The following is a 19,299-nucleotide window of genomic DNA, read 5'->3' on the forward strand; positions in this document are numbered from 1 at the left end:
GTGACCAAGAGCGTCACCACGCTCACCGACAAGTATGTCGAGGAGAGCGGGCGCATCCAGATCGGCGCCTTGCAGGCCTATGTGCGCCTCCTGCTCGACCAGGCGCGGCGCGACCGGGACGAGGGGGTGGCGAGTGCGGGCTATGTGACCGGCTACAGGGGCTCGCCGGTGACGACGCTCGACGCGCAACTCTGGGGCGCGGGCGAATTGCTGGCCGAACATGACATCCGTTTCGAGCCGGGCCTCAACGAGGAATTGGCCGCGACTTCGCTGCGCGGCGCGCAGCAGCTGGGCTGGTTCGGCACGCCGCGTGTCGAGGGGGTCTTCGCGCTGTGGTACGCCAAGGGCATTGGTGTCGACCGCGCGCACGAGGCGATCAAGCTGGGCAACCTGGAAGGCGCAGCGCACCGGGGCGGCGTGCTTCTGCTGGCGGGCGATGACCATGCGGCCAAAAGCTCGGCCAGCGCGCACCAGTCCGACCAGAACCTGGCCGCGGCCTTCGTGCCCACGCTCTATCCCGCCACCAACGGCGAGATCCTCGCCTATGGGCAGTACGGTTGGGCACTTTCGCGCCATTCCGGGCTCTACTGCGGGATGAAGGCGGTAACTGACACGCTCGATCTGACGGCCAGTGTAGATCTGCCGGGCTGGACCTTCCCCATCCATATCCCGAACGCGCTCGGCCCGGTCCGCAATTTGCGCGAAGGCATGTCCGCGCTGGAACAGGAAGCGCTGACGGTGCGCCATCGCCTGCCCGCGGCGCAAGCCTTTGTGCGCGCGAACCGGCTTGACCGGGTGACGCATGGGCACGCCGACACGCGCGGAGGGCTTGTCATCGTGACGGCGGGCAAGGCCTGGCTTGATACCGCGCAGGCGCTGCTCGATCTTGGCCTCGATGCGGCGCGGTGCCGGGAACTGGGTATCACCGTCCTGAAACTCGCGCTGACCTGGCCGGTCGATCCCGAGATCGTGAAGCATGTCTGCGCACCTGCGCGCGAAGTCCTGGTGATCGAGGAGAAGCGCGGCTGGATCGAGGACCAGATCGCGCGGATCCTCTACGGCGCATCGCAGGCTCCTGCGCTTTCGGGCAAGACCGATCCGCAGGGCAGGCCCCTGCTGCGCGCCGAGGGCGTGCTGGACCCGAGCCAGGTGCGCGCCGGGCTGGTCAGGCGATTGCGGGATCTGGGCCGCAGCGATGCACCGCTGGATGCGCAGGCCGAGGCCCTGGCGGCAGCCGACGGGCGCGCGCAAGGCCTGTCGATGGTCGCGGCGCGTCCGGCCTACTTCTGCTCGGGCTGTCCCCACAACCGCAGCACCCAAGTTCCCGAGGGCAGTTCGGCGATGGGGGCGACCGGATGCCATGGCCTTGCCCACTACATGCCCGGCCGCCGCACGATGCAGACGGTGGGCATGGGGAGCGAGGGCACGCCCTGGATTGCCGCGCAGCATTTCGTCGACACCCCGCACTATTTCCAGAACCTGGGCGATGGCACGTTCACCCATTCCGGGCTGCTGGCGATCCGCGCCTCGGTCGCGGCGAAGAGCGCGGTCACCTACAAGATCCTCTACAACGATGCCGTCGCGATGACCGGGGGGCAGCCGATGGAGGGGGGCCTCACCCCGCAGCAGATCGTGCGCGAACTGGTGACAGAAGGCGTCGATCCGGTCGTGGTCGTGAGCGAGGCGCCCGAGGCCTTCGCGCGCGATGGTCTGCCTGCCAAGGTGCGCGTCCTCCACCGCGACGAGCTGGAACGCGTGCAGCGAGACCTGCGCGAGGTGAAGGGCACCTCGGCGATCCTCTACGAGCAGACCTGCGCCAACGAGAAGCGCCGCCGCCGCAAGCGCGGCCAGCTCGCCGATCCCGATAGACGCCTCTTCATCAACGCGGCGGTGTGCGAGGGCTGCGGTGATTGCTCGGTTCAGTCCAACTGCCTCAGCATCGAGCCGGTCGAAACCGAATGGGGCCGCAAGCGCCGCATCAACCAGTCGACCTGCAACAAGGACTTCAGTTGCATTAAGGGCTTTTGCCCCTCCTTCGTGACCGTGGAGGGTGGGCGCCCGGCCAGGCGCATGGCGGACCTCGCCGGGCTTGAGGACGAGCTTGCGGCCCTGCCCGAACCGGCGCGCGTGTCGTGCGCGCAGGGCTTCGACATGCTCGTCACCGGGATTGGCGGGACAGGTGTTCTCACCGTTGGTGCGGTTTTGGCGATGGCCGCACAGATCGAGGGCAAGGCGGCGAGCCTCCTCGACATGACCGGCATGGCGCAAAAGGGCGGCGCGGTCGTCAGCCACCTGCGCATCGCGCCCGAGCCTGCGCAGATCCCCTGCGCGCGGGTCGGTACCGAGCAGGCCGACGTTATCCTCGCCTGTGATCTCGTCGTGGCGAGTGCGCCCGACGTGCGGCGCGCACAGGGGCCCGGGACCACGCTGGTCGCCAACGAGGATGTCGCGCCCACGGCCGAGTTCCAGACCAACTCCGGCCTCGACCTGTCGGCGGCGCGCTTCCTCTCCGCGCTGGAGCAGAGGGGCGATCCCGCGCGCGCCTTTGCGGTGCACGCGGGCGAACTGGCGAGCGCGCTCCTGGGCGATGCGATCTTCACCAATTTCTTCATGGTCGGCTATACGGCGCAGAAGGGCCTCCTGCCCGTTTCCTTGGCCGCGATCGAGGAGGCGCTGGCCCTGAACGGCACGGCGGTTGCGGCCAATTGCAAGGCGCTTGCGCTGGGCCGGTTGGCCGCGCACGATCCGGGCCGTCTGGAGCGTCTGGCAGGCCTGTCGGACACGGGCCGGGACGAGCCGGAGACGCTGGAGGCGGTCCTCGACCGCCGTGCGGGGCATCTCGAGGCCTATCAGGATGCGGCCTACGCGCGCGCCTATCGGGAGAAGATGGCGGACCTGCGCGCCGGGATTTCGCCGGAGGCCGGGGACGCGGGGGACAGGTTCCTGTGCACGGCCGCGCGCCAGCTCGCCCGGCTCATGGCCTACAAGGACGAGTACGAGGTCGCCCGGCTCTACACCCGGCCCGAATTTGCGCGCTCTGTGGACGCGGCGTTCGACGGGGACGTGCGCATTGCGCTCAACCTGGCGCCGCCCTTCCTGCCGCTGGGCCGTGACCGCAAGACCGGACGACCGCGCAAGATCCGCCTCGGGTCCTGGATATTCCCACCGCTGCGTCTGTTGGCGCGCGGGAAACGCCTGCGCGGTGGGCCTTTCGATCCCTTTGGCTACAGCGCCGAGCGGCGGGCGGAGCGCGCTCTGGTGCAGGAGTACGGGGCACTCCTGCTCGAACTGGCGCAAGGGCTGAGCGTGCAGAATGCCGCGCTTGCCATCGAGATCGCCGAGAGCGTGAGCCGCGTGCGTGGCTACGGTCCGGTGAAGGAGGAAAGCATCGCCGCGTGGCGCGGGCTCGTCGCTCGCACGCTGCCTGAGTTCAGGGATCGGGCGAGCGATGCTTGCGCTCCGGGCGAGGCCATTGGCGAGGTCATCGCCTAGGTTCGGCAGGTCCCGGAGATGAAAACCGGAGAGGAAATGCGATGAGCGTGCAGGCAAGCGTCGAGAAGCGGTTGATCGACCGCGCGGTCCGCATCGGGAACGAGGCCTATGTCTCCCCCGACTACGCGCGGGCCGAGGCCGAGCGGCTCTGGCCGCGGGTTTGGCAGATAGCCTGCCGCGAGGAGGAGATCGCGGCGCCCGGGGACTACGTCACTTATGACATCGCCGAGGACTCGGTCATCGTCGTGCGCGGGCAGGACGGGGAAATCCGCGCCTTTCACAACCTGTGCCGCCACCGTGGGCGACGCCTGACCGAAGGCTGCGGCAACAAGAAGGGCTTTACCTGTCCCTTCCACGCCTGGAGCTGGGACCTGTCGGGCGCGTGCCTTGGCATGACGCGGGGCGAGGCCTGGGACGGGGCGCTCGGCAAGGAGGACGTGCCGCTCCTGAAAGTGCGCGCGGCGACCTGGGGCGGGTGGGTCTTTGTGACGATGGACGAGGATGCACCGCCGCTCGCCGATTACCTGGGCGAGGTGGCGAGCAACCTGGCTCCGTTCGAATTTGGCAAGATGCGCTATCGCTGGCGCCAGTACCTGCACTTTCCCTGCAACTGGAAAGTCGCCATCGAGGCCTTCAACGAGGGCTATCATGTTGCAGGCACCCACCCGCAACTGACCAAGTTTTCGGTCAAGCCGACCTGGAGCGATGCCTGGGGCCTGCACGGGGTGTTCGGCTCGGCTGCGCGCGAAGGCTCGGGCGGCGCAAGCAGCGGGGCGGCCGGCGCGGCGGACATGCGCGAGGGGCTCAAGCACTCGCTCAACCAGCTGTGGGAGGAAGTGAACGCGACGACCACGCAGACCATGGTCGATGTCGCCAATCTCCTGCCCAGCGAACTGCCCGAAGGTACCCCGCCCGGCGAGGTGCAGATGCACCTCATGAAGCGCACGATCGAGGAGGACGCCAAGCGCGGCGTGCTCTGGCCCCAGATCGACCCGGCCCATTTCGCCAAGGTCGGCAATGTCCTGCACATCTTTCCCAACACCGTGATCGTGCATGGCCCGGTCTTCGCACTGTGTTACCGCGCACGGCCCTGCGGCGAGGACCCCAACCGCTGCATCTTCGAGGTCTATACGCTCGAGAAGTTCCCCGAAGGCGAGGAGCCGCGGCCCGAGAACCTCTACCGCCCGGAAATGACCGAGGCGAACTGGCGCAAGGTCCTGTGCCAGGATTTCTCGAACATGGAGGCGGTCCAGCAGGGCCTACGTTCGCGCGCCTTTGCAGGGATCTACCCCAGTCCGGTCGAGGAAAAGGCCATCGTCAACTTCCACCGCGTGCTCGCTGACTATGTCGGGCGCGGCGCTCCTGAACCCATCGATTGAAGGCACTGACCATGGCGCAGACCAGCCCCGAGACCGACCTCATCCTCGATACCCGCGATGTCGACCGCTACGTCGGCAAGCAGGTCGTCTTTGCCGAGATGTGGGACCCTGCCAGCGCGACCGAGATCCGCCGCTGGGTCCAGGCGCTCGATTACGCGAACCCGCTCCATTACGACGAGGAAGCCGCGCGCGCCTCGCGATTTGGGGGGATCATCGCCCCGCAGAGCTTTACCGTCGCGATGGACTATGGCCACGGCTGCCATCCCTCGTGCATCGGCAACGTGCCGGGCACCCACCTCATCTTCGGGGGGGAGGAATGGTGGTTCTACGGCGGGCGCATCCGGCCCGGCGACTTCCTGCGTCAGGAACGCTTCTTTGCCGGCTACAAGGTGAGTGACACCAGCTTTGCCGGGCCCACCATGTTCTCGGACGGGGACACCTATCATTACCGCGAGGACGGCACGCTCTTTGCCAAGGAACGCGCGACCTCGATCCGCTACCTGCGCGAAGAGGCCAACCGGCGCGGGGTCTATGGCAAGGAAAGCCGCGGGGTAAAAAGCTGGACCGCCGCCGAGATGGAGGAGATCGACCGCATCCGGCTCGACTGGATCCTTTCCAACCGTGAGGGCGCGACGCCCAACTGGCACGCGGTCACGGTGGGCGACACGCTCCCGCGCCGGGTGATCGGTCCGCATACGCCGCTCACCTTCGGTTTCGAGTACCGCGCGCACCGCCAGAACATCTGGGGCACCTGGCGTTGGAACCCGCCCGAGGGGTATCAGGATCCGGCCAAGGAGAACGCCGGGTTCGACAAGGACATGACCTATGATTTCGAGGCGCAGAAGATCGATCCGCGCCAGAAGGACGGGCTCTATTACGGTCCCTCCAGTGGCCACCTGAACCCGGCCAAGGCCGAGAAGATCGGCATGGGCGGGACCTATGGTTACGGGGCCTCGATGAACGCGTGGCATCTTGACTACGTGGCCTACTGGGCCGGCCACGGGGGCTATGTCTGGCATTCGAAGACGCAGTTTCGCAAACCCGCCTTCGAAGGCGACGTCACCTTCTTCGAGGGCGAGGTTGTCGACAAGTTCGAGACCAGCGAATTCGGCATGCCGACGGTGCGCATCAAGACCCGCCTGACTACGCAGGACGGCGACACGATCCTGACCGGCAGCGCCGATGTCGCGCTGCCCCACGTGCGATGAGCGTGCTTTCTGACCTGGTGCGCGAGGCGCCCGGGGACAGCGGCCTCTCGCACGTTGTCGCGATCCCGCTGGACGAGGAGCCCGGCATCGGCGCGCGCACCATCGGGGGCTATCTGCGCGAGGTGACGGCGCGCTATGGTCCGGCCGAAGCGGTCGCCTTCAACGAGGGAGGCGAGCGGCTTTCCTGGACCTATGACGCACTTTGGGACGAGGCCGGGACAACGGCCCGCGCGCTCCTGGCGCAAGGCATGGAGCCGGGCGCGCGGATCGGTATCCTGATGACTAACCGGCCTGAATTCCTCTCGGCCTTCTTCGGCATCGCGCTCGCGGGCGGTGTCGCGGTGGCGCTCTCCACCTTTTCCACGCCGGAAGAATTGGCGCACCTGATCTCGGCGTCCGAGATCCGCACGCTGCTGTTCGAGGCGCGCGTTCTCAAGACGGACTTCGTGGCCATGCTGGAGGACCTGGAGCCCGCGCTGGCGGCCACCGCGCCCGAAACCTTCGGCTCGGCCCGTTTCCCGGCCTTGCGCACGCTTGTGGCTCTTGGCGGGGCGCCGCGCGGGGCCATTCGCGACTGGGCGGAGTGGCGCGCGGGCGGGGAGGGTGTCTCCGCAGGAGCCGTCGATGCACGTCTTGCCCAGGTTACGCCCGAGGATCCGGGCGGCATCTTCTTCTCCTCGGGCACGACCAGCCTGCCCAAGGGCATCGCGCATAGCCAGCAGGCCTTCGCAATCCAGTGGTGGCGCTGGCCGCGCCTGTTCGGAATGACAGAGCCCGTGCGCGCCTGGACGGGCAACGGCTTTTTCTGGTCGGGCAATATCTCGATGGTGGTGGGCACTGGCCTTTCGACGGGGGGCTGCGTGGTCCTCCAGCGCTATTTCGACGCGGACGAGGCGCTGCGCGTGATCGAGGCCGAGGACGTTACATTTGCCAATGGCCGCCCGCACCAGTGGGCGCGCCTTCAGGCCTCGCCGAAATGGGACGGGGCCGACCTGTCCTCGCTGCGTTACGTGCCACGCGGGGAACTGGTCTACGCCCATCCCACCTGCACCGCCGACTGGGACGTGCCGCAGACCTTCGGGACGACCGAGACCATGTCGCTGTGCACTTCGATCGGCCATCATGCGCGCGAAGAGGACTATGCGGGCAGTTACGGCGTGCCCCTGCCCGGCAACGAACTCAAGATCGTCGATCCCGAGACGCGCGCCGTCGTGCCGGTAGGTGCGCATGGCGAGATGTGCATCAAGGGACCAACGCTGATGAGCGGGTACCTGGGCAAGCGGAACGAGGACTGTTTCGATGCCCAGGGTTTCTACTGCACCGGTGATGGCGGGCGCGTCGATGCACAGGGGCGGTTCTTCTGGGAGGGGCGGCTGACCGCGATGATCAAGACCGGCGGGGCCAATGTCGCCCCCGAGGAGATCGACGAGCTGGTCGCCAACTGGCCCGGCGTGAAGCGCGCGCAGACCGTGGGGGTGGCCGATGCGCTGCTGGGCGAGCGGGTCGTGACCTGCCTCGTGCCCATCGCGGGGACCGTGATCGACGAGGACGCGCTGATTGCGCACCTCAAGGCCCGGCTCGCCAGTTTCAAGGTGCCCCGCCAGGTCCTGGTTTGCCGGGAGGAGGACTTTGCGATCACCGGCAACGAGAAGGTGAAGCCCGCCGCGATCCGCACTCTGGCCGAGCGCCTCCTGGCGCAGGGCGCGGCCTAGGCAGGGGCGCGTCTGGTGGCGTCAGACCTTCACCTCGATCATGCCTTCGACAACCCGCACCGGGAAGGTCTGGATCGGCTCGGTCGCGGGCGGGTTCATCGCCTCGCCGGTTTCGAGGCGGAAGCGCGCGCCGTGCGCGGGGCAGGCGATCCAGCCGCTGCGCATGCGCCCGCAGGCCAGTTCCTCGTCGGCATGGCTGCACTTGTTGCGCACCGCGAAGACCTGCCCCTTGCTGCGGCACAGGAGGATCGAGATCCCGTCGATGTCGACCTTGGCAACGCCGCCTTCGGGCAGCGAATCGAGCGGGGCGGCGGCCGTGTAGCTGGTGTCGGTCATGCCTTTGGGCATGCCGCGCGAGGGGCCCGGCGCGCAATTCGCCCGCGCGCAATTCGCCCGCGCGATCAATGGCAACACGGCCGCGAAACCGGCCGCGCACAGGAATTCAGAAAGGGCGGCTGAACCGCCAGGCACGAACATCGGGAGAGAGCGATGGCGCAGCAGGACTACTATCAATTCGCCTATGTCACGACTGACTGGCGGCGCGCGCTGGAGGAACTGGGCGCGCAGCACGATATCGCCGCCTGGATGGAGATGCCCGAGGCCGAGTTCGATACAGGACCCGGCACGAAGGCGGTCTGCCACTTCGCACTTGCCTTCAAAGGGGACCTGCAGTTCGAGGTGATCGAGCCGGTCGCAGGCGATTGCGCGGTCTACCGCGCGGGCCTTCCTGAAACGGGCTATGCCAAGCGCTTCCACCATCTGGGCCGCCACTTCGCGCAGCGCGCCGACTTTGACCGGCAGCTGGAGGCCGCAAGGGCACGCTACACCCGCCCCGTCGCCGCCGAGACGATGGGCGGCGAATACGCCTACTTCGATGCGCGCGCGGAGACCGGACATTTCCTCGAATACTTCATCTTCCCGCCCGGCTCGCACCTTGAGGGAGTGCCCCGCTCGTGAGTGCGCAGGAGAGCTTTGATGTCGTCGTCGTTGGCTCCGGCGCGGCGGGCGCGATGGCGGCCCTGCGCGCGGCGGAGCGCGGCCTCTCGGTCCTCATCGTCGAGAAGGAGCGCAAGTTCGGCGGGACTTCGGCGGTCTCGGGCGGGGTCATGTGGGTCCCCAACCACGGCCTTGATGGCGACGTGGGCGACACCCGTGAGGCGGCGCTCGAATACCTGCGCGCGATCATCACGGTGCCGGTGAATGAAGCGCGCCTCGAGGCCTACGTGGACATGGCGCCCCTGATGCTCTCGTTCCTGAACGCCACGGGCGTGCCTGTCGCCTCGGGCGTCTGGCCGGACTATTTCCCCGACCGGCCCGGCGCGCGCAGCGACCGCTCGCTGGTCGTGCCCACCTTTGACGGGCGGCGGCTGGGCGACAGCGTCTACCCGGCGATGCGCGAGCAGTACAACCGCTTCAAGCTGTTCGGGCGCTACGCCATGGACCTCACCGAGACGTTCACGCTGATGATGCAGGCCAAGGGCTGGCGGCGCACGGTCACCAATATCCTGCGCCGCTACTGGCTCGACCGGGAGACGCGCAAGGTGGGACGGCGCGACCGGCGCTTCACGCAAGGTGCCGCGCTGATGGGTGAGATCTATGAGAAGGTGCTGGCACGCGGGGTGGAACTGCGCACCGAGACCGCGCTCGTCGAATTGCACACCGATGCGCAAGGGCGCGTCTGCGCGCTGGAGGTCGACAGCTATGGCCGCCGTTACACCATCGCCGCGCGCCATGGCGTGGTGCTGGCCGCGGGCGGGTTCGAGTGGAACCAGCAACTGCGCGAGCGTTTCTACCCCGTCCCCGGCCGCACTCGCCACAGCTCCACCCCGGAGGACGCCAACCGCGGTGAGGCGCTGATCGCGGGTGAGAAGATCGGGGCGAGCACCGAGCACACCGAACAGGGCTGGTGGATCCCGACCATGCAGCTGCCGATGCCCCGGGCTGCCAACTTTCACGAGATCCACCAGGCCGCCTTTGACGTTGGTCGCCCGCACAGCCTGTGCGTCAATCGCAAGGGCGTGCGCTTCGTCAACGAGGCGACGGGTTATGACCGCTTCGGGCAGGCCATGGTCGCCGACCAGCTGGCGACGGGCGCGAATTGCCCGTGCTGGCTTGTTTTCGATGCGACCTTCCGGGAGAAGTTCAGTGCAGGGGGCCTGATGCCCAATGTGCTGATGCCCGATGCCAAGGTGCCGGGTGACTGGTGGGGGCACTACCTCTTCCGCGCCGAGAGCCTGGCGGACCTTGCCCGTCAGATCCATGTGCCTGTCGACGCGCTGGAGAAGAGCGTTGCCAGGATGAACGCCCACGCCGCGAGCGGGACCGATCCCGAGTTCGGGCGCGGGGGCAATGCCTATGACCGGATGTTCGGCGACCCCACCGTGGCGCCCAATCCGTGCCTTGGGGCCATTGCGAAGGCGCCGTTCTACGCGGTGCCGATCAACAACGGGGATCTGGGCACCAAGGGGGGGCTGCGCTGCGACGAACGCGCGCGTGTGCTCGATGGGGCAGGCGTGCCGATCGGCAATCTCTACGCGGCGGGCAACTGCGCGGGATCGCCCTTCGGGGACTGCTACCCGGGCGCCGGGGCCACCATCGGACCTGCGCTCACCTTCGGGTTCGTCGCGGCCAACGACATTGCCGAGCGGGCGGAAAACAGTGCGTCCGCACGCGGGGGCGAAGACCGAACGGCACATCAAGGAGAGATCGTGGCATGAACGCGCGCAAGGTGGCCATCGTGACGGGCGCGGCCGGTGGGATTGGCGAGGCAATCGTGCGGCGTTTCGGCGAAGAGGGCGTTGCGGTCCTGGGAACGGGGCGCACCGAGGCTGCACTCGCCGATCTCAAGGCGCGGCTCGAGGGGGAGATGGAGTTCGATTACGCGGTGGCCGATCTTGCCGCCGATTCGGGACCTGCCGCGGTGGTGGCCCGGGCCCTGGAGCGCTTCGGGCGGATCGACTTTGTCGTCAACAACGCAGGCTCCTTCAACATCGGCCCGGTCGATGCGACCACCGACGCGATGCTCGACGAAGTGCTGGGCATTTCGCTGCGCGCGCCGTTCCGGCTGTGCCGCGAGGCGCTGGCGCACTTGGGGGCTGACGGCATGGGCGGTGCGGTGATCTTCATCGGCTCGACATGGGGGCTCTATGGCACCTGCGGGGGCGGGGCCTATAGCGCGGTCAAGGCCGGGCAGATCGGGCTCATGCAGACGATGGCGGCGGAATACGGCCCGCGCGGCATCCGCAGCAACTACGTAGCCCCGACCGTCGTGAAGACGGGCATGACCGAAAGCTTCTGGGAGGCCGATGCCTTCCGGCGGATCAACCACGAGTTCACCCCGCTGACCCGCGACTGCACGGCGCAGGACATTGCCGAGATGGTGGTCTTCCTGTGTTCGGACCGGTCCGGTTTCGTGAACGGCCAGACCATCGCGGTCGATGGCGGGATATCCTCTACCCGTTACCTCGCGCCCGAGGCGCTGGGGGCGACGCGGCTGTGAGGCGGCTCAGCTGATCGCGCCATTGGCCTTGAGGCGGTCGTACTCGGCCTCCTCAAGGCCGAGAAGCTCGCGATAGACATAGTCGTCGTGCTGGCCAAGCGTCGGGGCGCCATTTGCAATGTCGGCCTCGCCGGGTGCCATGCGCCAGCTTGGCCCGACCACGGGGCGTGCATCGCCGTTGCCATTGAGGACGGTGCGGTAGGTGCCGTTGCTCCAGAAGGTGTCGCTGGCCATGAGGTCGAGCGAGGAGGCGGCCGGATAGGCCGCGACCCCTGCCGCGCGCAGCCGCGCACCCAGGTCGCAGGCCTCGTGCGCAGCGGTCAATGCGGCGAGGTCGACCTCCAGTTCGCCGCGATGGGCCAGACGCTGGGAGAGGCTTGCAAAGCGTGGGTCCTTTGCCAGGGCCGGGCTGTCGAGCCCATCGCACAGGGCCTGCCAGTCGCGCTCCGCCTCGCAGACAATCGAGATCCAGCCGTTCTGGGCGCAGGGAAAGAAGCCGTGTGGGGCCAGGGCATCGTGGGCATTGCCCCTGTGGCGCGGGACGTCTCCGGTCAGGGCGTATTCCAAGAGGCGGTCGCCGACGAGGCTGGACATCGTCTCGACGGCGGAGAGGTCGACTTGCTGGCCCTCGCCGGTGCGTTCGCGGTGGTGCAGCGCGGCAACGGCGGCAAAGGCCGCGGCCGCGCCCGCGCTGGTGTCGCCAAAGCGGATGTTCATGCCTTCGGGCAAGCCGCCTTCGTGGCCGACGAGCCCGGTGACACCGCCGATTGCGCCGAAGCTCGGGGCATAGCCGGTCTGCTGCCCAAGCGGGCCGTCGCTTCCGTACATCTTTATCGAGACGTGGATGATGTCGGGCCGGATGGCCTGCATCTCGGGAAAAGACAGGCCGAGCTTGGCCATTGCGCCCGGGCGCAGATTGTCGAGCACGATGTCGCTGATCGCGATCATGTCCTTCAGCCGGGCGAGCCCCTCGGCGCTCTTCATGTTGACGCGCACGCTCAGCGCCTCGGTGTTCTGGCTGAGGAAATAGGGCGCGTGTTCGATGTCGAGCCCGCCGTAGGCGCGCATCTCGTCGAGCGAGGAGGTGCTTTCCACCTTGAGTACCTCGGCGCCGAGCTGGCCAAGGAGCTTCGCGGTGTAGGGCCCGGCCCAGACCTTGGCGATGGCCAGCACCCGGATACCGGCAAGCGGACCGCCGCGTGTATGTCCGTTCATGCGGCGATCTCCCGGTCATCGGCACCGGGTTCGGGCGCAGGACGGGTGAGACGGGCCGGTGAGGCGGTCATGCGGTAGGGCGCGGCGGGGGTATCGATCCCCTCCAGCGCCTGGAAGAAGCCACGGTGGCGGTACTGCGGATTGGCGAAGAGATCGGGCGCCAGATTGACAGGGGCGAGCATGACGCCGCGCCGGTGCGCCTCATGCGTGATTACATCGCGTGGCTTGTCCGCGACCCAGCTTCGGAAATGCTCGCGAAAGGTCGCCACCCGATCGGGCGTGCAGTGGAACTCCAGCCAGTCCTCGGGAAATTCCTGGCCCCAGGCGGGATCGCCCATCAGGCCCAGCAGTCCGCGCCAGTGGCGCGCGGTGGTCATGATGAGATGGACGTGCCCGTCCGCGCAGGCAAAGACGCGGCCCGGCCCGCCCATGTCGTAGCGGCGGCGCGAGTGGCTGGGCTCGTCGTCACCTGCGAGCACACGGCCCAGCACCACGTCGGCGCGGCTCAACTGCACGGCGACTTCGCTGAGGTCGATGGCCTGTCCTTCTCCGGTGCGGCGCTGGTGGAAAAGGCTGGCGGCAGTGGCCAGCGCGGCGTCGTAGCCGGTGTCGAAATCGGGCATGAAGGGGCTTGCGCCCATCAGCGGGGGATCACGGTCGTCGCTTTCGCTCGGCGTGTGCCAGGCCCAGCCGCCTGCAGCCGCGATGTTGATCGGAAAGGCACGGGCCATGTCCGCAGGCGCATCCTGCCCGAAGGGGGTGATGTGGCAGTGGACGAGCCGGGGGAAGCGGGCCGTGAGGTCCTCGGGCCCAAGGGCCCGTCTTGCGCACCAGGCCGGGGTATGGTCATCGATCAGGGCATCGGCGCGCGCGAGCAGGCGTTCAAGCGCGGCGCGGCCTTCGGGCGTTTCCAGGTCGAGCACGACCGACTTCTTGCCGGTGTTGGCATAGGCGAAGACGGCGCTGGCCCCGTTGGCGAGGGGCGGGCCGAAGCAGCGCGTGGGCGAACCTCCCGGCCGTTCGACCTTGATGACCTCGGCGCCGAAGTCGGCAAGGAGCCGGGCCGTCCATTCGCCGCACACGCGCTCGGCGGTTTCGATGATGGTGGTGCCGGAAAGCGCGGTCATGGCCTGTGTCCGTCTGTTTTCATGTCAGGGCTGGAGGTCCTCGAGTTTCGCCGAGAAGGGGGTCATCGCCATGTAGCGATCGACCGTCTGCTCGAAGTGGCGCACCCGGATCTCCTGGTAGTCGGCAAGGGTCAGCCCGGCCTTGGCGCTGGCTTCCAGACCTTCCTGCTGGGCGTGGAGGTTGTCGGTGTCCTGATCGAGAATACGGCCGAAACCCGGGTCCATGCCCTGTGCCTCGGCAAAGGACTGGTGATCAGCGAGGACCTGCACCTCGGCGGTCTCGAAGTCGCCACTGCGCGGCTTGGGGCGCATGAACATGACCTCGTAGATGGTGCGGCGGTGGTCGCGCGCGTCGGGCCGGAAGCGGTAGATCATCGGCAGCGAGATGCCCGGGAAGAGGAACAGGTTGGGGAAGAAGGTGTAGCTGTAGGTGTCGAGCAGTTCGGTGTCCGAGACGTGCGAGAGATCGGTATCGCTCGCGCTTTCGAACATCTCGCGGAACATGTCGGCCATGACCTGGCGGGCACGCTCGCCCTCCTTCAGTTCGGGCCGCGCGCCGCCTAGCGCCGAACTGTCGCCCAGCGTGAAGTTGGCGATGATGTCGGCCTCGCTGTAGCGCTCGCGCAGCTTGGGGCTGACCACGCCCAGGGTCGATATGAAGCGGTCGACGTGTGCGCCATAGACGTCGTACTGCGAATTGACGTCGCCGTTGGCGGGCGCGACCTGGGGGTGCGTGTCGCCCACGTGGTAGGCCTCCATGAAGGCTTCCATGGTGAGCTTCCAGTTGGCAGGATAGCTCTTCTGGACGTGGAGGTAGATGTAGCGATCCTCCAGTTTCCAGGCCGTGAGATGGGCGAGGGCCTCGGGGCCGAGATAGTCCTCGAGCGAAGGGGCGGCCGGGTCCATGTTGACCCACACGAACCCGCCGAGCCGGGCGACGCGGGCCTGGGGCAGGCACATCCGGCGTGTCTTCGTATGGGCAAAATCCCACTTCTCCGGGATTTCGGCGAGCGTGCCGTCGAGGTTCCAGGTCCAGCCGTGGAACGGGCACTTGAGGTTCATCGCAAAGCCTTCGGTCGCCGAGGGCTTGAGCTTGGTACCGCGGTGGAGGCACGCGTTGTAGTGCGCCTTGATCTCGTTCTCGGCGCTGCGCACCACGATGAAGCTGTAGGATCCGAGGTCGTAGACATAGTAGTCGCCCACTTCGGGAATGTGGTCCTCGCGGCAGGCCATCTGCCAGGTGCGCGGCCAGAGGCGCGCGAACTCGCCGTCGGCGAATTCGGCCCTGGTGTAGCGGTCCTTCGAGACGTCTTCGCTGCCCAGGTACGTGTAGCTGACATCGCGGGCCCATTGGGGCGCTGTGTTGCGGTCACGCGCGATGATGTCCTGCGTGCTCTCGGCAGGGTGGCGGGCTTCGCCGGGGCGCAAGGGGCCGGTTTCGAGGTTCATCGTGGAGGTCTCCTCAAAAGGAAAGTCAGGGCGTCACCGCTTCGGGCGCGGTGCGCTGCCCGGCCGGGACGGGGGGAAGCGAAGACTTGCACAGCGCCCCGTCCTTCATGACGAGGGCAATGTGGCCGGGCCCCTGCAGGACGCGCGGATCGGCAAGCGGATCGCCGTCGACAAGGATGAGATCGGCAAGCTTGCCCGGTTGCAGGGTACCCAAAGTGCCATCCCCCATCATCGCCAGGCCCCCGTTCGCCGTGGCGCAGACCAAGGCGTCTTGCGGGGAGTAGCCATAGTAGTCGATGAAGAATTCGATATCGCGCCCTTGCGTGCCCTGCGGGCTCCAGCCAAAGCCGTAGTCGCCCCCGATCAGGTGGCGCACGCCGCGCTTGCGCAATTCGGTGTGGGTGCGGCAGCTGTTTTCGAGCAGTTCGGGGATGTTCATGTAGTCCCCCACCTCGGCCGAGAGGCCATGCCCGGCCGCCTCGCCCGCCATGATCTGGTGGAACAGGCCGACCGTGGGGACGACGAAGATGCGCTCCTTCGCCTCTTCCATCATGTCGAGCAGCTCCTCGTCGGCGTACTCGCAGTGGAACAGCGCATCGACGCCTGCGCGCACGCAGCGCTTGGAGCCCTCGATCGAGCGGGTGTGGGCGTTGATCCGGCGCCCGTAGGCGTGCGCCGTCTCGGCCGCGACGCGCACTTCCTCGAAGGTCATGGGCGTCGTGTGGCCGGGCGTGCCGGGGTAGAACGGGTCGCCCGAGACGTCGATCTTGATGTTGTCGACGCCCTCGCGGCAGTGCAGGCGCACCATCTTGCGCATTTCCTCGACGCCATCGACGATGCTGGAAGGGCCGGTGCGCGGATCGTGTTCGCGCGCTTCGTCCCCCATCGCGCCGGTGACGCTGATTTCCAGACCCCCGGCGCGGATGCGCGGGCCGGCCAGGCGCCCGGCGTTGACTTCATCACGCACCGCGACGGCAAGGCGCAGGCGCGCTTCGGACGCGCCGTAGGCGCTGGTGAAGCCTGCCTCCAGCAGGGCTGCTGCGCCGCGTGCGGTGGCAAAGCACTGGGCTTCGGGGGGCGGTTTGATGAGGTCTTCGGTCGCGCAGACGTTCTCGAAGGAAAGGTGGGCGTGGCCCTCGACCATGCCGGGCATCAGGAAGCGCCCACCCGCATCGATGACCGTATCGCCCTCGCGCGGGTCGAGTGCGCCGACCTCGGCGATGCGATTGTCCTCCACGCGCAGCGCGCCGGGAAAGGGGTTCGCGCCGGTGCCATCGAAGATGCGCGCGTTGCAGATCAGCGTTGCCGTCATGCCGTTTCGGTTCCTTTCCCGCCTTTTCGTGCCGCGCGTCGCCGCGCGCGTCCTGGGGGCAGAGCCTAGACCTGCGGGGAGCAGGTCCGAATGACTGCAGCGGCAGGCCCACTTGGCCGCAGGTGCTGCCCTTTGCGAAATTTCGCGGAAAAGGCGGGCTTGGCGGCAAATGCGAAGCGTACAATTCGGTCCGGCGATGTTCGCAGCGGACGTGCTTTCGCGCCTTTCACACAGACCCGCCATGGGCTTATCTCGAGGAAAGCCATCTGGGAGGGCGAAACGCATGGGCGAGATTTGCGTCACGCTGACCGACATCGAGGGATCGGTCGTGGAAATCGAGGACGGGGCCGAGGGGGAGACCCTGATGGAACTGGCCCGCCGCCACGACGTGAAGGGCATCATCGCCGAATGCGGCGGTGCGTGCTCATGTGCCACCTGCCATCTCTACATCGATGCGGCGTGGAGCGCGGCGGTGGGGACACCCGATCCGGTCGAGGAGGACATGCTCGACATGGTCGAGGACATCCGCCGCCCGACGAGCCGCCTGTCCTGCCAGATCACACTGCATCCAGGGCTCGACGGCCTGATCGCCGAGGTCGCGCCCGAGCTTTGAGCGCGGGGGCATTGCCCGCAGAGACAAGTGCGGGGCGCGCTGCAGGCATGGTGCAAGGGTACGCCTGGGCGCACTGTGCAAGGGCCAGCAATCCGAGAGTGGACACGAGGATTGGGGAGAGGACATGACTATCGTGCGAGACGCGGCGAACGACGACACGCAGGCCAGACCGGGCCCGGAAGGGGAGGACGCGCGCCTCGTCGAAGAGGCGACCCTGCTCGACCCGGTCGTGCACAAGCAGCCGCGCCGCTTCTACGCGGCCATGCGCAAGCTCGATCCGGTGCATTATGACGCGGCGCTCGACATGTACCTCGTCTCGCGCTGGGAGGATATTCAGACGGTACAGCGCGATCCGCTGACGTTTTCGGTCAACAAGGGGTACCATACCCAGCAGGCCAAGGGCTTTGCCGAGGAGTTTCAGCAGATCCTGCGCGAGAAGGGCGGCGGCTACTTCCCCGACGCGATCATGTCCGATCCGCCTTACCATACGCGCGTGCGCAAGCTGATGGAAAGCGCCTTCACCGCGCACCGCGTGAAGGACCTTGAGCCGCGCATCGAGGCGGTCGTCGACGGGCTTCTCGCCGAACTCGCGGACAAGGGCGCGATGGACGCCGTCACCGATTTTGCGCAGCCGCTCACCATCCGCATCATCTGCGAGCAGCTGGGGCTCGACTGGTCGATCAAGGACAGGATCGCGCGCTGGTCGACGGCGGTTACCGCCCAGATCGGGCGCATGCAGGACCGTGAGGAAATGCTGGGGCACGCCGCGCAGATCTGTGAGTTGCAACGGTACCTTATCGCCAAGATGCGCGAACGCGAGGCCGATCCGCGTGAGGACATGATCTCGGACATCGTCCACGCCCGCGACGGTGAGGGGGAAGGTTCGGTGCTGACTTTCGAGGAGGCGGTCTCGCTCATCCGTGCGCTCCTGATCGCGGGCAACGAGACCACCGCGACCGCGCTTTCCAACCTCGTCCTGATCTTGGCGACCGAGCCCGCTGTTGCCGAGATGCTGCGTGCCTCGGCCGATGACGACCGGCTGATGAACCGCTTTGTCGAGGAACTCCTGCGCATCGAGCCGCCCGTGCGCGGGCTCAGCCGGATGACGACGAAGGAGGTCGAACTGGGCGGGCGCATGCTGCCCGAAGGGGCGCATCTCCTGCTGCTCTACGCCTCGGCCAACGACGAGCCCGAGATCTTTCCCGAACCGCGCCGCTTCGACATGGAGCGCAAGAACATCATGAAGCACGTGAGCTTCGGGGGCGGGGTGCACAAGTGCGTCGGGCTGGCGCTCGCGCGCATGGAAATCAAGGTCGCCGCGCGGCTGCTCGTGCGCAAGTTCGCCGACGTGCGCCTTGCCATAGCCGAGGAGGACATCGCCTATCTGCCCACCGTGGCGACACGCTCGATGGAGAGCCTGCCCGTCACCTTCACCTTGAACGACTGACCATGGCTGGGGAACTGGACGGCAAGGTCGCCATCGTCACGGGCGGTGCGGGCGGGATCGGCAAGGCCACCGTCGACCTGTTCGTGGCCGAGGGCGCGCGGGTGATTGTCGCCGATGTCGACACAGATGCGGGGGAGAGCCTGTGCGCGGAGCTTGGTCCCGTGGCGGTCTTCCGCCGGGTGGACGTGGCGCAGAAGGGTGAGGTGAAGGCGCTGGTCGACTTCGCGGTGGAGCGTTTCGGGCGGCTCGATGTCATGTTCAACAACGCGGGGATCGCCTGCGGTGCCTTTCCCGACTTCCTTGACGATACGCTGGAGGACTTCGCCAAGGTCGTGGGCGTCAACCTGTTCGGGCCGATGGTGGGCACGCAGGCGGCCGCGCGCGCGATGAAACGGCAGGGAGGGGGCGGCGCGATCCTCAACAACGCCTCGATCGCTGGCGTGCTCGCGGGCCAGGCGATGATGACCTACCGCGCCTCGAAGGCGGGGCTCATCCATTTCAGCAAGTCGGCCGCGATCGACCTGGCGCGCCACGGCATCCGGGTGAACTGCCTGGTCCCGGGCCATATTCGCACGCCGCTCAGTTCGTTCGAGGAAGGCTCCGGGACCGATAACCTGGCACAGCTGAGCCAGGAAATCGACGCGATCTACCTCTCGAACCAGCCGCTCAAACGGCGCGGCAGTCCCGAGGATGTCGCGCAGGCCGCGCTGTTCCTTGCCAGTGACCGCGCCGCGCAGATTACCGGCATCGCGCTTCCGGTCGAAGGCGGGGTCACTACCGGCGATCCGGTCAATCATCTCGCAGACATCCTGGAGGCCCGCAGCCGGGTTCTGGGCACATGAGCGG

The 19,299-nt window shown here is 67.5% G+C and carries 15 protein-coding genes; 10 read left to right on the forward strand and 5 right to left on the reverse strand.

Annotation, left to right across the window (positions count from 1 at the left end):
• Genes LC060_RS00845 through LC060_RS00860 form a run of 4 tightly spaced genes read left to right on the forward strand, consistent with a single transcriptional unit; the run spans nucleotide 1 to nucleotide 7,791 of the window.
• Complete coding sequence (locus LC060_RS00845) at nucleotides 1–3,492, forward strand: indolepyruvate ferredoxin oxidoreductase family protein (protein WP_226631930.1); 3,492 nt, start codon at nucleotides 1–3, stop codon at nucleotides 3,490–3,492.
• A gap of 41 nt (nucleotides 3,493–3,533) precedes the next feature.
• Nucleotides 3,534–4,871 (forward strand): aromatic ring-hydroxylating oxygenase subunit alpha, encoded by a 1,338-nt coding sequence (locus LC060_RS00850; protein WP_226631931.1) that lies wholly within the window; start codon nucleotides 3,534–3,536, stop codon nucleotides 4,869–4,871.
• A gap of 11 nt (nucleotides 4,872–4,882) precedes the next feature.
• Nucleotides 4,883–6,079, forward strand: a complete 1,197-nt coding sequence (locus LC060_RS00855; RefSeq protein ID WP_226631932.1) for a MaoC family dehydratase N-terminal domain-containing protein — start codon at nucleotides 4,883–4,885, stop codon at nucleotides 6,077–6,079.
• Entirely contained in the window at nucleotides 6,076–7,791 is a 1,716-nt protein-coding gene (locus tag LC060_RS00860) for a class I adenylate-forming enzyme family protein (protein WP_226631933.1), read from the forward strand. Before LC060_RS00855 ends, LC060_RS00860 begins: the two co-directional genes overlap by 4 nt.
• 21 nt (nucleotides 7,792–7,812) lie before the next feature.
• Here the strand turns inward: LC060_RS00860 and LC060_RS00865 are convergent, their stop codons facing one another.
• Nucleotides 7,813–8,127: a Rieske (2Fe-2S) protein gene (locus tag LC060_RS00865; RefSeq protein ID WP_226631934.1), complete on the reverse strand. Its 315-nt coding sequence runs from the start codon at nucleotides 8,125–8,127 to the stop codon at nucleotides 7,813–7,815.
• 153 nt (nucleotides 8,128–8,280) lie between these two features.
• Here LC060_RS00865 and LC060_RS00870 point away from each other — a divergent pair, with 153 nt between their 5' ends.
• The 3 genes from LC060_RS00870 to LC060_RS00880 are packed head-to-tail and all read left to right on the forward strand — an operon-like array spanning nucleotide 8,281 to nucleotide 11,290.
• Nucleotides 8,281–8,748 carry a VOC family protein gene (locus LC060_RS00870; RefSeq protein ID WP_226631935.1) on the forward strand — a complete coding sequence of 156 codons (468 nt, stop codon included), beginning with the start codon at nucleotides 8,281–8,283 and terminating at the stop codon, nucleotides 8,746–8,748.
• Nucleotides 8,745–10,508 (forward strand): FAD-dependent oxidoreductase, encoded by a 1,764-nt coding sequence (locus tag LC060_RS00875; protein ID WP_226631936.1) that lies wholly within the window; start codon nucleotides 8,745–8,747, stop codon nucleotides 10,506–10,508. The genes LC060_RS00870 and LC060_RS00875 overlap by 4 nt, the downstream gene beginning before the upstream one ends.
• Nucleotides 10,505–11,290 carry an SDR family NAD(P)-dependent oxidoreductase gene (locus tag LC060_RS00880; RefSeq protein WP_226631937.1) on the forward strand — a complete coding sequence of 262 codons (786 nt, stop codon included), beginning with the start codon at nucleotides 10,505–10,507 and terminating at the stop codon, nucleotides 11,288–11,290. Before LC060_RS00875 ends, LC060_RS00880 begins: the two co-directional genes overlap by 4 nt.
• Before the next feature lie 6 nt (nucleotides 11,291–11,296).
• Here the strand turns inward: LC060_RS00880 and LC060_RS00885 are convergent, their stop codons facing one another.
• From LC060_RS00885 to LC060_RS00900, 4 genes are read right to left on the reverse strand one after another with little or no spacing between them, the layout of a single operon-like run.
• Nucleotides 11,297–12,505, reverse strand: coding sequence for a CaiB/BaiF CoA transferase family protein (locus tag LC060_RS00885; protein ID WP_226631938.1), 1,209 nt, complete (start codon nucleotides 12,503–12,505; stop codon nucleotides 11,297–11,299).
• Complete coding sequence (locus LC060_RS00890) at nucleotides 12,502–13,632, reverse strand: CaiB/BaiF CoA transferase family protein (RefSeq protein WP_226631939.1); 1,131 nt, start codon at nucleotides 13,630–13,632, stop codon at nucleotides 12,502–12,504. The genes LC060_RS00885 and LC060_RS00890 overlap by 4 nt, the downstream gene beginning before the upstream one ends.
• Before the next feature lie 24 nt (nucleotides 13,633–13,656).
• Entirely contained in the window at nucleotides 13,657–15,081 is a 1,425-nt protein-coding gene (locus tag LC060_RS00895; RefSeq protein ID WP_226631940.1) for an aromatic ring-hydroxylating oxygenase subunit alpha, read from the reverse strand.
• Nucleotides 15,082–15,106: 25 nt separating this feature from the next.
• On the reverse strand, nucleotides 15,107–16,393 hold the full coding sequence (locus tag LC060_RS00900; RefSeq protein WP_226631941.1) for a metal-dependent hydrolase family protein: 1,287 nt from the start codon (nucleotides 16,391–16,393) through the stop codon (nucleotides 15,107–15,109).
• A 283-nt stretch (nucleotides 16,394–16,676) separates the two neighbouring features.
• On the opposite strand from LC060_RS00900, the gene LC060_RS00905 reads away from it, so the two are divergent.
• From LC060_RS00905 to LC060_RS00915, 3 genes are all read left to right on the forward strand, one after another.
• Nucleotides 16,677–17,006, forward strand: coding sequence for a 2Fe-2S iron-sulfur cluster-binding protein (locus tag LC060_RS00905; protein ID WP_226631942.1), 330 nt, complete (start codon nucleotides 16,677–16,679; stop codon nucleotides 17,004–17,006).
• Nucleotides 17,007–17,130: 124 nt separating this feature from the next.
• Nucleotides 17,131–18,453, forward strand: a complete 1,323-nt coding sequence (locus tag LC060_RS00910) for a cytochrome P450 (RefSeq protein ID WP_226631943.1) — start codon at nucleotides 17,131–17,133, stop codon at nucleotides 18,451–18,453.
• A 2-nt stretch (nucleotides 18,454–18,455) separates the two neighbouring features.
• Nucleotides 18,456–19,295, forward strand: coding sequence for an SDR family NAD(P)-dependent oxidoreductase (locus LC060_RS00915; protein ID WP_226631944.1), 840 nt, complete (start codon nucleotides 18,456–18,458; stop codon nucleotides 19,293–19,295).
• Nucleotides 19,296–19,299: the final 4 nt, after the last annotated feature.

It is taken from the genome of Novosphingobium profundi (assembly GCF_020524485.1).
Taxonomy (GTDB): Bacteria; Pseudomonadota; Alphaproteobacteria; order Sphingomonadales; family Sphingomonadaceae; genus Novosphingobium; species Novosphingobium profundi_A.

Bases quoted from the DNA above. Each gene is read 5' to 3' on its own strand.
- LC060_RS00900 (WP_226631941.1), bottom strand. From the start codon at position 16,393: ATGACGGCAACGCTGATCTGCAACGCGCGCATCTTCGATGGCACCGGC.
- LC060_RS00905 (WP_226631942.1), top strand. From the start codon at position 16,677: ATGGGCGAGATTTGCGTCACGCTGACCGACATCGAGGGATCGGTCGTG.
- LC060_RS00895 (WP_226631940.1), bottom strand. From the start codon at position 15,081: ATGAACCTCGAAACCGGCCCCTTGCGCCCCGGCGAAGCCCGCCACCCT.
- LC060_RS00915 (WP_226631944.1), top strand. From the start codon at position 18,456: ATGGCTGGGGAACTGGACGGCAAGGTCGCCATCGTCACGGGCGGTGCG.
- LC060_RS00870 (WP_226631935.1), top strand. From the start codon at position 8,281: ATGGCGCAGCAGGACTACTATCAATTCGCCTATGTCACGACTGACTGG.
- LC060_RS00880 (WP_226631937.1), top strand. From the start codon at position 10,505: ATGAACGCGCGCAAGGTGGCCATCGTGACGGGCGCGGCCGGTGGGATT.
- LC060_RS00860 (WP_226631933.1), top strand. From the start codon at position 6,076: ATGAGCGTGCTTTCTGACCTGGTGCGCGAGGCGCCCGGGGACAGCGGC.
- LC060_RS00865 (WP_226631934.1), bottom strand. From the start codon at position 8,127: ATGACCGACACCAGCTACACGGCCGCCGCCCCGCTCGATTCGCTGCCC.
- LC060_RS00885 (WP_226631938.1), bottom strand. From the start codon at position 12,505: ATGAACGGACATACACGCGGCGGTCCGCTTGCCGGTATCCGGGTGCTG.
- LC060_RS00890 (WP_226631939.1), bottom strand. From the start codon at position 13,632: ATGACCGCGCTTTCCGGCACCACCATCATCGAAACCGCCGAGCGCGTG.
- LC060_RS00855 (WP_226631932.1), top strand. From the start codon at position 4,883: ATGGCGCAGACCAGCCCCGAGACCGACCTCATCCTCGATACCCGCGAT.
- LC060_RS00910 (WP_226631943.1), top strand. From the start codon at position 17,131: ATGACTATCGTGCGAGACGCGGCGAACGACGACACGCAGGCCAGACCG.
- LC060_RS00850 (WP_226631931.1), top strand. From the start codon at position 3,534: ATGAGCGTGCAGGCAAGCGTCGAGAAGCGGTTGATCGACCGCGCGGTC.